Consider the following 12,491-nt stretch of genomic DNA (forward strand, 5'->3'; position numbering starts at 1 on the left):
TACGACTTCGGACTTAAAAGACTAATCCCTATCTTTGCAAACTATGTCGCAAATTGATCATTTTAAAAGATATACCATTACTTCGGCGCTGCCTTATGCCAACGGGCCCCTGCATATTGGCCACCTGGCCGGCGCTTATATACCTGCCGATATTTTTGTACGCTACCTGCGGTTGAAAAAGAAAGACGTAGTATACATCTGCGGATCGGACGAGCACGGCGCCGCTATTACCATCAAGGCTAAAAAGGAAGGTACCACGCCACAGGCTATTATTGATAAATACCACACGCAGATAAAAGACAGCTTTGAACAATTTGGCATCGGCTTTGATATTTACCACCGCACCTCATCACCCATACATCATGATCTGTCGCAGGAGTTTTTCCTGAACCTGTACGAGAAAGGTGAGTTTATAGAGAAATACTCCGAACAGTATTTTGACGAGGATTATCAGCAGTTTTTGGCCGACCGTTATATTACCGGTACCTGCCCCAATTGCAGTAACCCCAATGCGTACGGCGACCAATGCGAGCGTTGCGGCACATCCTTAAACCCTACAGACCTGATCAACCCGGTATCTACCCTGAGCGGAAAATCACCGATATTAAAGCCCACCAAACACTGGTACCTGCCGCTTGATAAATATCAGGCCTGGCTGGAAAGCTGGATAGATACCAAGGAGGGTGATTGGAAAGTGAACGTGTTTGGGCAATGCAAGTCCTGGTTAAAATCGGGCCTGCAGCCACGCAGTATGACCCGCGACCTGGATTGGGGGATTGACGTTCCGCTGGAAGAAGCCAAAGGTAAAAAACTGTACGTTTGGATGGATGCGCCGATAGGTTATATCTCGGCCACCAAACAATGGGCACAGGATAAAGGCAAAGACTGGCAACTGTACTGGAAAAAGCAGGAGAACGAAGCCGACAATGCCTGCCTGCTGCATTTTATCGGTAAGGATAATATTGTGTTCCACTGTATTATTTTCCCGGCCATATTGCATGCCCATGGCGAGTATATATTACCCGAAAACGTGCCGGCTAACGAATTTTTGAACCTGGAAGGCGATAAACTATCTACCAGCCGCAATCACGCTGTCTGGCTGCACGAATATCTGGAAGAGTTCCCCGGTAAGCAGGATGAACTGCGTTACGTACTCACATCTATCCTGCCCGAAACCAGCGACAGCGAGTTTACCTGGAAAGATTACCAGGCCCGCGTAAATAACGAACTGGTGGCCATATTGGGCAACTTTGTAAACCGGGTAATGATACTGATGCATAAATTCTTCGACGGTAAAATTGTTGGCGGCGCCGTTTTACAGGATGCTAATTTAGATACTGAAATAGGTAACCTGTACGATGAAATGGGCAGCAGCCTGGATGCTTACAAATTTCGCCAGGGGCTACAGGCCGTGATGGATATGGCCCGTTTAGGCAACCGCTATTTAACCGAAAGGGAACCATGGAAAAGCATTAAAACCGACGAAGCCGGCGCCCGCGAAGCCCTGCACAATTGCCTGGTGCTGATAGTTCATATTGCCTGTGGACTGCAACCCTTTTTGCCGGCAACGGCTAAAAAACTGTTAGCCATGCTGAACTGGCACAAGGATAGCATAGCTTTAGACGAGGAAGCTGTTTTTGCCGACGGACATCAGCTAAGCGCTGCATCGCTCCTGTTTGAAAAAGTAGAAGACGAAGCCATTGAAAAGCAAATTGCCAAACTACAGGCTAAAAAAGAAGCGGTAAGCGCCGCCGCCCCCGCCGCTGAAATAGCCCCGGCAAAAGAAGATATTAACTACGAAACCTTTGCCACCATGGATATCCGTGTGGGTACCATACTGACGGCCGAAAAGGTAGCCAAAACCAAAAAGCTGATGAAGCTGACCATTGATACCGGCATCGATCAGCGTACGGTAGTATCAGGCATTGCCGAACATTTTGAAGCCGAAGCGATAATCGGACAACAGGTAAGCATACTGGTAAACCTGGAACCGCGCGAAATAAAAGGGATCGTATCGCAAGGGATGATCCTGATGGCAGAGAACGCCGAAGGCAAGCTCACCTTTGTTGCCCCTGGCGAGGGTATGCCCAATGGCGCGGTGATACGGTAGTTTTAGTGTGCAGATGTGCAAATATGCGGATATGCAAATGTTTTTGCCTAAATCGCCAATAATTTGCACATTTGCAAACTAATTTGAATTTGCATATTTGCACATCCACGCATTTGCACATTTAACAAGGTCCCGTAGTTCAACGGATAGAATAGGAGTTTCCTAAACTCTAGATATGAGTTCGATTCTCGTCGGGACCACTAAATGACCCAAGGTATGACAAGCATGGGAATAAAATTGAAAAAGCCTTCAGAGGAAATCTGAAGGCTTTTTTGTGAGTATTCTTTTTTAATTTAGCATTATGCTTAAATCCTTAACCACCCTATTACTTTCAACGATCATATTTATCTCTCAGTTCGGATGTAAATTCGGAAGAGAATCTAAAAAGAGTACAGGCGTTAAAGAGTTTGAAGGAGTAATTACTTTTCATGAAATATCAAAAACTAATGATGGCTTTATTAATTTAGATGACACTATACAGCTATTTTACGCTAATGGAAATTATGTGAGTGTACATTCGGAAGCGTCTCAAAAAAGCCACATAGTCAAAGATTATTATTTCGGAGAGAAGCCCTTACGCTTATTTATGCTTAATACTTCGGATACCTTATATCAAGTTAATCTGAATTTTCCAGATGAAAAATTGGACAGCTTTAAAGTAAAAAAAATTAACGATCAAATATTGTCGAAAAAGTGTGAAAGCATCGAATTAAGCTCCAGCTATCCCGGAAAAGACTCCACCACCTATACAGATTTTGTCTTTGTATTTTCAAGAGGATATTTAAATATTGATAAGGAACACTTTAAAAACTGGAATCTGGGATTCTTTAACAAAGTCACAGAAGAGTCTGGTGCTTTTTATTTGAAATTCAAAGCAGTTCATTATGGCAGTTCGCACAAAAATATTTTATCAATTAAAACGTATGACGTTATAGCTGTCAAAGAACAATCTGTCGATCCTGCAATATTTGAAATTGATACTTCAAGAATTAAACAGCATAAATATATTTATCAAAAAAAGAAGTACTAAAAACTGCGGGTAATTATTCCTCCAAACCCGCCGCAAAATGCAAATCAGCCATAAAAGAGTTCGAGTTTTGTAGTCTAAGGACCACATTTACACCCATCCATGGGAACGGCATGGGAAAGATTGTTTAAAGCCTTTAGATGAAAGTCTAAAGGCTTTTTTGTTGAATCTCTTATCTGCTTAAATATCCTTGCAAGGGACTTAATAATTTAGTATGGCAAAATTTATTGATTTAGAAAACGCATAAGGAAAGATACAGGAAATGCTAACGTTAAGAAATAAGATGAAAGTCTAAATGCTTTATTATAAAGTCGTAAACAGATATATCAGTCCGGAGTTGTAAATTTTGGACTGATACAGTAAGCCACGGAGAGTTGGGTACTAGTTAGAACGTACAGCTATTAAATCGATTTCTATCAACGCACCCACGCTGGCTGCCGGTAGAACTACCTGGACGGTTGTTCGGGCAGGCTTATTCGGGTTTTCCTTGGTGCCGAAGAATTGGGTATAACCAGCCATCATTCCGCGAAAGTCCATCCTACCGTCCCTGGCGGGATCACCACCAAGGTATACGTGCATCATTGCCACATCTCTCAACGTTAATCCTTGCGATTCCAGAAGTTCCTTAAGATATTTTATTAGCCCAACAGTTTGTAGCTCGGTAGTCGGATGAGACTTTATGTCGGGGTCGAGCGTCCCACTCACATATAATGTATTGCCTGCCCATTTAAAAGTCGAGGTTCCTGTAGGGAGTGGAACCGTCGAAGAGTTTTGTGCAGCTGTTAAAAAGGGGCAAGTTAGTATACATAGAAAGAACAAAAAGGTAATTTTAGCCATATCTTATTATCATAATGCTATAAAATTAAAAAATAATTCCCATAAAAGATAAGAGCTGTTTCCGCATTTTTTAAATTCAAATATTTCCATAGTTTGGTCGTTTTCGAAACGATGGTATCCGCCACATTATCTATAAACGACCTTAACGGTCACCTTCGGATTGAATTATCTTCCAAACCCGCCGCACAATGCAAATCAACCATAAAAGAGTTCGAGTTTTTGTAGTCTACGGACCACTAAATGACCCACCTTGGGAACAGGGAAAGATTATTGAAAGCCTTTGGATGAAAATCTGAAGGCTTTTTTATGTTGAGGGCTTTTGAGTAACTTCGTAGAAAAGCGACCGGAAACCCCAATGAATCTTAAAAGCCTATATGCTGAATATCAGAAACTGGATCCAAACGTCCAGTTTCGATTTTACACTATCCGGCATAAGTAACCCTACTTTTTCTATCGGGATCTTCAGTCATTGTAGCTACTTCATATTTGCAATTCCATTCTTTGATGCTTTCTAAAATCGGCAGAAAAGCTAAGCCTTTTTCAGATAATTTATATTCTACCCTGGGCGGTAGTTCCTTATAGGCCAGTCTTTCCAATAGCCCGTCTTCTTCCAGCTCTTTTAACTGTTCGGCCAGTACTTTCCTTGAAATGTGTGGTACGATGGAATCCAGTTGGCCAAAACGAATGGTGCGGGTGCCAATCACATTGATGATGATCGGTTTCCATTTATTACCAATAGTGCCGATCGCTCGCGTAAAGGGGCAATTCGAAGCGCAAAATCTCTCGTCTCTCATATTTTCAAATTTGTAGTTACCCAGCGGTAACCAGAATAAACCATGTTAGTTACAAATATAAACTATTGATAGTAACTTTGTGAAACAAATTGAAAATATTTAAAAATGAGCAGATTAACAAATAAAGTAGCCGTAATCACCGGCGGTAATAGCGGTATTGGATTGGGCATTGCCCTGGAATTCAAGCATGAAGGCGCAAAGGGTGTTATAGTCGGTAGAAATCCGGAGACATTAGCAAGTGCTGTGGCTCAGCTTGGCGATAATTTTATCGCCATCAACGCCGATGTGACCAACCTGGCCGACCTGGAAAGAGTCTTTAAAGCCACCGCCGAAAGATTTGGTAAAATAGACGTGATCGTAGCCAATGCGGGTGCCGGAGCAGTAGGAACGGTGGCGACTTTTGACGAAGACGCGTTTGACCAGGCCATTGACCTGAACCTGAAAAGTGTTTACTTCACTGTACAAAAAGCATTGCCCTATATGAATGATGGTGGTTCTATTATTCTGATCGGGTCAAATGCGGCACACCGGGCCTATGCTAATTTTACGCTTTATGGTGCCGCCAAAGCGGCCGTGATCTATTTAGCCAAAGGGTTTTCAAGCGACCTTTTAGAGAGAAAGATCAGGGCAAATGTGATCACACCAGGCACCACAGATACACCGGCATTTGACAAGTTTGTTCCCGCAGAACAAATGGACGCGGTAAAAAAACATTTTGCTGATCAAATGCCGATAGGCAGGATCGGGCAACCTTCCGACATTGGTAAAACAGCCGTTTTCCTGGCCTCTGATGATTCTTCGTTTATGTTGGGTGCCGAACTCCTGGTGGATGGCGGCATGACCTATTTGTCTAAATAATCAAAATAATTTCAAAATGAATAATTCACAAAATAACGTAGCAAAAAGCTACGCCATTATCGGCTTTGGCAAAATCGGCAAAGCCCTGGCGAAGGCGTTCGCCCGTAAAGGCATCGAAGTATCCGTTGCCACCACGCGCGACCCGGAAAGTTTTGCGCCCGAGGCGGCCAGGATCGGCCCCGGAGTTATTGCCACAACATTGGCTGAAGCCGTCAAAGCGGACGTCATCTTTTTAGCGGTGCGTTTCGAGTCGCACCCGGATGTCGCGAAGGCGCTGTCCGACTGGCAGGGGAAGACCATCGTTGATGTGACCAACGCCTACGGCGTGTCGCCCGAAAAGCTGGGAGGGCTGCCGTCTGCCAAATTTGTAGCGCAGGCTTTCACCGGTGGGAAACTCGTTAAGGGCTTTAACCATTTGGGGGCTGCCATCCTTGAACAGGATCCGGCCGTACATAGCGGCAATAGAGTCGTGTTTCTGGCGAGCGATGATGAAGGCGCAGCAGCGGAGATCAGTACGCTTGCGGAAGATCTTGGTTTCGCGGCAGTCAAACTTGGTGGGCTTTCGGAAGGCGGACTGCTGGTGCAGGCGCAGGGAAATACCTGGGGTAAACTGATCTTTCAGGACTTAATCAAGTTCGACTAATAAATCAAAAATTAAATAATAGAAACAATGAGTAAATTAAAAAACAAAGTAGCGGTCGTTACCGGTGCTTCAAAAGGAATAGGCGCAGCTATTGCCAAACATTTCGCGGCAGCAGGCGCAAAGGTTGTGGTGAATTATGCCTCAAGCAAAGAAGGCGCAGATAAAGTGGTTAAGGAAATAACCGGCAGTGGCGGCATTGCCATTGCCGTACAGGCCGACGTGTCGAACGAAGCGGATGTAACCCGGCTGTTTGAAGAAACAAAAAAAGCCTTCGGAGGGCTGAATATATTGGTCAACAACGCGGTTTATCAGGGATATGCACCTATTGAAGGGATATCAGCAGAAACTTTTCATAATAGTTTTAATGTCAATGTGCTTGGTCCCATATTAACTATCCAGGCAGCCTTGAAACTGTTTGGCGACAACGGCGGGAATGTCATCAACATCAGTTCGGGTGCCAGCAAAATGCCGCTGCCGGGGGCCTCTTTGTATTCGGCAACTAAAGCGGCATTAGATGCCATCACGATTTCTTTATCAAAAGAGTTAGGTGCACAGAACATTCGTATCAATTCTATTTTGCCGGGCGCTACAGAAACAGAAGGTGCAACCGCGGCTGGCGTTACCGCCGGCAGTGAATATGAAAAAATGTTTATTGCCAACACACCGCTGGGCCGCAGAGGCCAGCCCGAGGATATTGCCAAAGCTGCCGTATTCCTGGCTTCCGATGATGCCGCGTGGATTACAGGTGAGCAAATTTCCGTTTCGGGTGGTATGTATGGTTTTTAAAATAGTTTGAAATACTTCTGGTCGCCATTTGTAAAATCGGTCTTTATTATGCCGTCAGGTTAATGAATAACGATAAATCGGAGCCTTTGAGACCACCAGATATGGCAATAAAATTGGAAAGCCTTCAGATGAAAATCTGAAGGCTTTTTATTATTTACTATCCTGTGTTTAACCTGTAAACTGCCTGTTTGCATAAATTTTAGCTCAAAATCAGGTTTAATTTATATTTTACAGCCATAACAAAAAATAAAACATGGCATCAGGTTTTTTTGCGATTTTGGACGATATAGGCGCTTTGATGGATGATGTAGCGGTGACCGCTAAAGTAGCGGCACGTAAAACAACAGGGATATTGGGCGACGATTTAGCGGTGAATGCAGAAAAAGCTACCGGTTTTTTATCGTCGCGCGAATTGCCGGTACTATGGGCTATTACAAAAGGATCGTTAGTTAATAAGCTCATTATTGTCCCCATTGCTTTATTATTAAGTGTGTTTTTCCCGCTGGCTGTTAAAATCGCCCTGGTTTTAGGGGGCTTTTACCTGGCTTACGAGGGCGTTGAAAAAATAATTGAATACCTTTTTCATCGTTCAAAAACAGCACACCAGGTAATTAAAGAAAGCGGGCAGAATGATACTGATGCCGAAAAAGCAAAAATTAAATCGGCTGTAACAACCGACTTCATTTTGTCTATCGAGATCGTAATTATTGCGCTGGGGTCTGTAACAGAAAGGAGCATGGCCATACAGGTAATAACCGTTTCGGTTGTGGCATTTCTGGCAACAATAGGCGTTTATGGCATAGTTGCAATTATTGTCAGGATGGATGATGCCGGCTATCAGCTGATCAAGCGCTCCAATAACAAAGGTTTCTTTTCGGCCGTGGGGGTTTTGCTGGTTAAATCGTTACCGGTTATTATTAAGCTGCTAAGCGTTGTTGGAACCATTGCTTTGATCTTGGTTTCAGGTGGAATTTTTGCTCACAATATCGAATATTTACATCATTTATTGCCAAACCTGCCATCAATGATCAGGGAACTTACGATAGGATTGGTTGCCGGCTTAATGATGGTAGCTTTGATAACAGGAGGTAAAAAGATACTGTCATTTTTTAAGAAATAATCTACCCGCCACACCATACAAAGCAGTTTTAATGCACTATTTGATCAATAGAAAGCGAGCTTAAATCCGTGACTGAATAATTTATAAATTTAGCGCATTGGCATATGATTAACCGAAAAGTACCACTCGACAGACAACAAAATGATCCTGTTAATATTCCTGCCACACCGGGGCATTGGTTAAAACATTGATGTTCCCGTCTGCGCTGAAAGTTGTCAGCAATTTTAGCGTTTTATTAAAATCAGCAAAATAAATAGGGCTGCCTATAGGAATTTTATTCAAAATATTGCCGGATTGATCGATCACCTGGACATTGCCAAGATAGTCGCTGCAATAAATATTGTTATCTGGTCCGAAAAAGGTACTGCTAACTCCGGTCCCAACATTAATTGCCCGGACTAAGTTACCATTAGTATTCCATATCTTTAATTGATCCGACGTGGCATCGTAGCTGCTGCTGGTGATTAAACCAGCATCGGCATTAAGGTCTATTGTTCCGATATGCCCGGACGTGCCGGCGAGTGTTTTTTCGAGCTGCAGTGTGCCCAGGTTCCAGAATTGTATTTTGTCATTGTTGCCGCAGGAGATCAGCCGGGTGTCATTCTCATAAAATAGCAGATCGCGCACATTGCTGTTGTCGGTTGCCAGGGTATATTTAAGCGTCATGGATGGAAAGTTGTAAACTAATATTTTACTCGTTCCCGTGCCGCCTACTGCTAATAAATTGCCAGCACTATTAAAAGCCAGGGCAAAAGTGGCTTCCATGCCTGTAGCTGCCGTTTTATAAAGTGTTTGTGCTGTTACGTTCCATATCTCCAGGTTACCATCTCCCGCACTGGTGATTGCCAGGTATTGATTATCTGGCGAAAATCTAAGTGCGAAAGTGCCCTTGATATGCCCGGTGGAAAGGATGCTGGTGGAATGAATCGAACGGTTGGCAATAACTACATTTCTGGAGTAATACCCGGAGGCCGCAATCAGATTGGCTGACGGGGATAAAGCTACCTGGCCCTCTACAGCCTGCTGGGCTGGGTAGCTTTCGGTAACAATATATCTGCTGTGATTATAATAAACTTTTTTCAGGATAGAGTAGGCACTGGTGTTTTTTGCTGAATAAGCCTTTACCCTGAATGCGTATTTTTTTGAGATATCTAAGTTTTCAATCTTATAAGTAAGCAGAGGCGTGGCAACCGTGGCAATTGCTGTAAAGGCACCATCATTAAACGCCTGTTCTATGATATAGCCCTGCTCAAACTGTGAGTTATTGCTCCATGTCAGGATAACGGTGTTTCCGCCGGGAAGAGAGCAATTAAGTCCTGGTGCATTAAACTGTATTTTTGTAGTAACAATATTAGAATAGTCTGTTTCGGTAAGGATGTTTTTAGCCTTTATCCTGTACCGATAATCTACATTTACCTGAATCGTATTATCTGCATAGGATTGTACATTTTTTGCAGGCGTTGCAATCGTGACAAAAGGTTGCCCGTTGGTGCTTCGCTCCAAAACAAAACCCGATTCAAGTGCTGAATTATCTGTCCAGGACAATTTGATACTGGAATCGTCAATAGCAGTGGAGCTTAATACCGGTATGGGAAGACTGAGCTTTATAGAGGCTTCATCTGAAAAAGAAGTTTCTATACTTTTATTTTCCGCGCGGACTCTGTAAGTATAAAGCAAATTCGGGGCTACATCTGAATCAATGAACACGGTGTCATTGGCCGGAACTTCTTTTATAAGCCGATATTGGCCGGAACCATCTTTACGCTGAACTTGAAAAGAGGTTTCGATGTTACTATTGTCTTTCCAGCTTATTTTAATGGTAGAATCACTGAAAACAATTGCTTTTAATCCGGATGGTGAAAAGAATTTTGGCTCTTCTGGTGTTTCCTTTTCTTCCTTTTTACAACTGTAGATGAATTGACAAAAAAAGATGAGGAAAAATAATAAGGTTATATTGGATTTAAATGAATTCATGATCCGGTGACGGTGGTTTAAGAAATATAAAATCAGCTTATAAAGCTATGTTGTGTTAGCTGGCGGCCTTTACCGGCGTTTGATGACACCGATGCCAAGGTTACGACTGCTATTGGTAAGATAAACATTGGTACCATCGTCAGTTCATTGCGCATAGGAAAAGTTGGATGCGATGACCATTGCGAAAAGGAATAAAACTTTTTTCATGATAAGATGATTGTGGGTTGTTGTTGGCGCAAGATAGATAATTATTTAAACTAATAAAGGCTGATGTTAAAAAGCAATTAAAACGGTCTTTAGATTAAGCCCCGAAGGCTTTTGTGTTCAGCTTAATAAGGTGCATTAATAATGATATATTAGTCCTTAACTATTTTACAATAGGATCAAAGCTCATTAGGAGTAAGGGATAGTGTTGGTAAATCATTTGGTCTGCTTGTGTTTGGAGTGCGCTCATCGCGTTTTTTTGAAAAATCACTCGAAAGTATGACTTAAAATACAAGCCATTAATTCAATTTTGACGAGATTTAAACTTAAAACAATAGAAAAAATGAAAAAGGTAATTTGGATTAACGGAATAATAGCCGGTATTGTAAGTGTATCGTGGGGTGTGTTGAGCGAAGGGGTATTGAGCGATAGTTTAAGCCTGAACACCCGGATGATATTGGGTTATACAACGATGATACTGGCATTTTCGCTCATTTTTGTAGGCATTAAAAATTACCGGGATACTTACAGCAACGGCCAAATTACTTTTGGTAAAGCGCTGGGTGTTGGCCTTTTGATAACGCTTATCGCATCGACGGTATATGTGGTGGTTTGGCTGATCGACTTTAATTATTTCGTACCCGATTTTGGCGAAAAATACCAGGCCCAGGCTATAGCCGAAATGAAGGCAAGCGGGATAAGCGCCGCGGAAATACAAAAACAGTCGGCTGAAATGGCAGTTATGATGGAAAAATACAAAACAAGCTTCACCTTTAGGGCGATGTTCACCTATTTGGAAATTGCGCCGGTTGGCATCGTGATATCGTTGATAGCGGCACTTATACTTAAAAATAAAGCTAAACCAATTGCAGCAAGCGTATAAATTAAAACAGAACTGATTAAACATGAAAAAAGTAACGGGCCTGGGTGGTGTGTTTTTTAAATGCAATGACCCAAAAAGTATGAACGATTGGTATGCCAAAAACCTGGGATTGGTTACCAGTGCATACGGAACTACATTTGAGTGGCGGGAAGCCGATGATCCGTCAAAAAAGGGATCGACATCCTGGTGTGCATTTCCGAAGGATACCAAATATTTCAATCCGTCGGAAAAACCTTTTATGATCAATTACCGGGTAGAAAACCTGGTTGCGCTGGTTGAAGAACTAAAAAAGGATAACGTAACCATTGTTGACGAAATTGCCGAATATGATTATGGCAAATTCGTCCATGTGCTGGATCCCGAAGGTAATATCATTGAGCTTTGGGAACCGAAAGATGAGTCGGACAGCGAGGCAGAATAAGCAGTATTATTTTTAGCATATATTGCCTGCTCAACACAGGCGTGTTATTCAAAAGCCTTTAGATAAAAAATCTAAAGGCTTTTTTATCTTTATATAGTTTACCGAAAGATGCTTAAGTTCATATGCTCATTCCCTTAAAGATTGCCACATGCTAAAAAAACATGCCATCCTGTTCGGAATAATTATCTCCATATCCCTGCTGCTGATAGCCACGTGGCATTATCCCGGCGGATCGCAAGTTGATAAAAACGCTATTGGGTACGATTGGAAAAACAACTATATCAGCAATCTTTTCGGTAAAAATGCGGTGAATGGGGCAGCTAATGCAGCGCGGTTTTGGGCTGTTGGCGGAATGGTTTTCTTTTCCGCCAGTTTTGCCTTGTTCTTTATCGAATTTTCAAAGAGGATACCGGCACAGGGTGCGGCTAAAGTTATCAAATACATTGGGGCCGGCGGTATGGTATTTGCTTTTTTAATAGCTACTCCGTTGCACGATATTATGGTTTCTATCGCAAGCACTATGTTTTTGATAGGGATGTTTTACATCACAGTTTTCGTTCTGAAATCAAGGCTGCGGCTATTCAAATTTTGCTGTGTTATTTGTCTCCTTGTTTTTTATTATACGCTATACTTGTATGGCTCGGGTCATTTTAAGTTTTTGCCCATCATGCAGAAGATCACGTTTGCCACTACCATAGCGCTGATTTTAGGGCTGCAATACTTTACCCAAAGGGAGGATTTCAATCAGATTAAAGCGGGCAAAACATCCCGCTAATTGTAAGGATAACGTTCCTGCTTTCATCATATTGCGCAAAAAAAAATATAGTTGAAAAA

General features: G+C 42.5%; 12 protein-coding genes and 1 tRNA gene. 10 read left to right on the top strand and 3 right to left on the bottom strand.

Annotated features, from left to right (window positions below; translation table 11 throughout):
- The first annotated feature begins 43 nt into the window (after positions 1 to 43).
- The 3 genes from metG (at position 44) to AC07M6_RS16890 (ending at position 3,140) form a co-directional block, all read left to right on the top strand.
- Positions 44 to 2,110, top strand: coding sequence for a methionine--tRNA ligase (gene metG / locus AC07M6_RS16880; protein ID WP_494891410.1), 2,067 nt, complete (start codon positions 44 to 46; stop codon positions 2,108 to 2,110).
- A 128-nt stretch (positions 2,111 to 2,238) separates the two neighbouring features.
- A tRNA-Arg gene (locus AC07M6_RS16885) sits at positions 2,239 to 2,310 on the top strand.
- Between the two features lie 101 nt (positions 2,311 to 2,411).
- On the top strand, positions 2,412 to 3,140 hold the full coding sequence (locus AC07M6_RS16890; RefSeq protein ID WP_494891412.1) for a hypothetical protein: 729 nt from the start codon (positions 2,412 to 2,414) through the stop codon (positions 3,138 to 3,140).
- A 378-nt stretch (positions 3,141 to 3,518) separates the two neighbouring features.
- On the opposite strand, the gene AC07M6_RS16895 is transcribed toward AC07M6_RS16890, so the two are convergent.
- Together AC07M6_RS16895 and AC07M6_RS16900 are read right to left on the bottom strand one after the other, a co-directional pair.
- Positions 3,519 to 3,974, bottom strand: coding sequence for a Rid family hydrolase (locus AC07M6_RS16895; protein WP_494891414.1), 456 nt, complete (start codon positions 3,972 to 3,974; stop codon positions 3,519 to 3,521).
- A 422-nt stretch (positions 3,975 to 4,396) separates the two neighbouring features.
- Positions 4,397 to 4,768: a winged helix-turn-helix transcriptional regulator gene (locus AC07M6_RS16900; protein WP_494891416.1), complete on the bottom strand. Its 372-nt coding sequence runs from the start codon at positions 4,766 to 4,768 to the stop codon at positions 4,397 to 4,399.
- Positions 4,769 to 4,873: 105 nt separating this feature from the next.
- On the opposite strand from AC07M6_RS16900, the gene AC07M6_RS16905 reads away from it, so the two are divergent.
- The 4 genes from AC07M6_RS16905 (at position 4,874) to AC07M6_RS16920 (ending at position 8,175) form a co-directional block, all read left to right on the top strand.
- A complete protein-coding gene (locus tag AC07M6_RS16905; protein WP_494891417.1) occupies positions 4,874 to 5,626 on the top strand; it encodes an SDR family NAD(P)-dependent oxidoreductase in 753 nt (250 codons plus the stop codon).
- A gap of 16 nt (positions 5,627 to 5,642) precedes the next feature.
- Positions 5,643 to 6,269: an NADPH-dependent F420 reductase gene (locus AC07M6_RS16910; protein WP_494891418.1), complete on the top strand. Its 627-nt coding sequence runs from the start codon at positions 5,643 to 5,645 to the stop codon at positions 6,267 to 6,269.
- 27 nt (positions 6,270 to 6,296) lie between these two features.
- Positions 6,297 to 7,055 carry an SDR family NAD(P)-dependent oxidoreductase gene (locus tag AC07M6_RS16915; protein ID WP_494891419.1) on the top strand — a complete coding sequence of 253 codons (759 nt, stop codon included), beginning with the start codon at positions 6,297 to 6,299 and terminating at the stop codon, positions 7,053 to 7,055.
- A 253-nt stretch (positions 7,056 to 7,308) separates the two neighbouring features.
- Positions 7,309 to 8,175, top strand: a complete 867-nt coding sequence (locus tag AC07M6_RS16920) for a DUF808 domain-containing protein (protein WP_494891420.1) — start codon at positions 7,309 to 7,311, stop codon at positions 8,173 to 8,175.
- 150 nt (positions 8,176 to 8,325) lie between these two features.
- Here AC07M6_RS16920 and AC07M6_RS16925 read toward each other — a convergent pair whose 3' ends face one another.
- Positions 8,326 to 10,149, bottom strand: coding sequence for a hypothetical protein (locus tag AC07M6_RS16925; RefSeq protein ID WP_494891422.1), 1,824 nt, complete (start codon positions 10,147 to 10,149; stop codon positions 8,326 to 8,328).
- Between the two features lie 514 nt (positions 10,150 to 10,663).
- Between AC07M6_RS16925 and AC07M6_RS16930 the strand changes: the two genes are divergently transcribed.
- The 3 genes from AC07M6_RS16930 (at position 10,664) to AC07M6_RS16940 (ending at position 12,432) form a co-directional block, all read left to right on the top strand.
- The gene (locus AC07M6_RS16930; RefSeq protein ID WP_494891423.1) at positions 10,664 to 11,236 is read left to right on the top strand and encodes a DUF4199 domain-containing protein; all 573 of its coding nucleotides are present in this window, start codon (positions 10,664 to 10,666) and stop codon (positions 11,234 to 11,236) included.
- A gap of 22 nt (positions 11,237 to 11,258) precedes the next feature.
- The gene (locus AC07M6_RS16935; protein WP_494891425.1) at positions 11,259 to 11,657 is read left to right on the top strand and encodes a VOC family protein; all 399 of its coding nucleotides are present in this window, start codon (positions 11,259 to 11,261) and stop codon (positions 11,655 to 11,657) included.
- A 148-nt stretch (positions 11,658 to 11,805) separates the two neighbouring features.
- On the top strand, positions 11,806 to 12,432 hold the full coding sequence (locus AC07M6_RS16940; RefSeq protein WP_494891427.1) for a hypothetical protein: 627 nt from the start codon (positions 11,806 to 11,808) through the stop codon (positions 12,430 to 12,432).
- The last annotated feature ends 59 nt before the right edge of the window (positions 12,433 to 12,491 follow it).

The sequence above is a fragment of the Mucilaginibacter sp. GW821-FHT07H05 genome (assembly GCF_059418485.1).

What these genes read in the sequence shown, in the direction of transcription:
- metG (WP_494891410.1), top strand. Translation starts at nt 44, where the DNA reads ATGTCGCAAATTGATCATTTTAAAAGATATACCATTACTTCGGCGCTG.
- AC07M6_RS16890 (WP_494891412.1), top strand. Translation starts at nt 2,412, where the DNA reads ATGCTTAAATCCTTAACCACCCTATTACTTTCAACGATCATATTTATC.
- AC07M6_RS16895 (WP_494891414.1), bottom strand. Translation starts at nt 3,974, where the DNA reads ATGGCTAAAATTACCTTTTTGTTCTTTCTATGTATACTAACTTGCCCC.
- AC07M6_RS16900 (WP_494891416.1), bottom strand. Translation starts at nt 4,768, where the DNA reads ATGAGAGACGAGAGATTTTGCGCTTCGAATTGCCCCTTTACGCGAGCG.
- AC07M6_RS16905 (WP_494891417.1), top strand. Translation starts at nt 4,874, where the DNA reads ATGAGCAGATTAACAAATAAAGTAGCCGTAATCACCGGCGGTAATAGC.
- AC07M6_RS16910 (WP_494891418.1), top strand. Translation starts at nt 5,643, where the DNA reads ATGAATAATTCACAAAATAACGTAGCAAAAAGCTACGCCATTATCGGC.
- AC07M6_RS16915 (WP_494891419.1), top strand. Translation starts at nt 6,297, where the DNA reads ATGAGTAAATTAAAAAACAAAGTAGCGGTCGTTACCGGTGCTTCAAAA.
- AC07M6_RS16920 (WP_494891420.1), top strand. Translation starts at nt 7,309, where the DNA reads ATGGCATCAGGTTTTTTTGCGATTTTGGACGATATAGGCGCTTTGATG.
- AC07M6_RS16925 (WP_494891422.1), bottom strand. Translation starts at nt 10,149, where the DNA reads ATGAATTCATTTAAATCCAATATAACCTTATTATTTTTCCTCATCTTT.
- AC07M6_RS16935 (WP_494891425.1), top strand. Translation starts at nt 11,259, where the DNA reads ATGAAAAAAGTAACGGGCCTGGGTGGTGTGTTTTTTAAATGCAATGAC.
- AC07M6_RS16940 (WP_494891427.1), top strand. Translation starts at nt 11,806, where the DNA reads ATGCTAAAAAAACATGCCATCCTGTTCGGAATAATTATCTCCATATCC.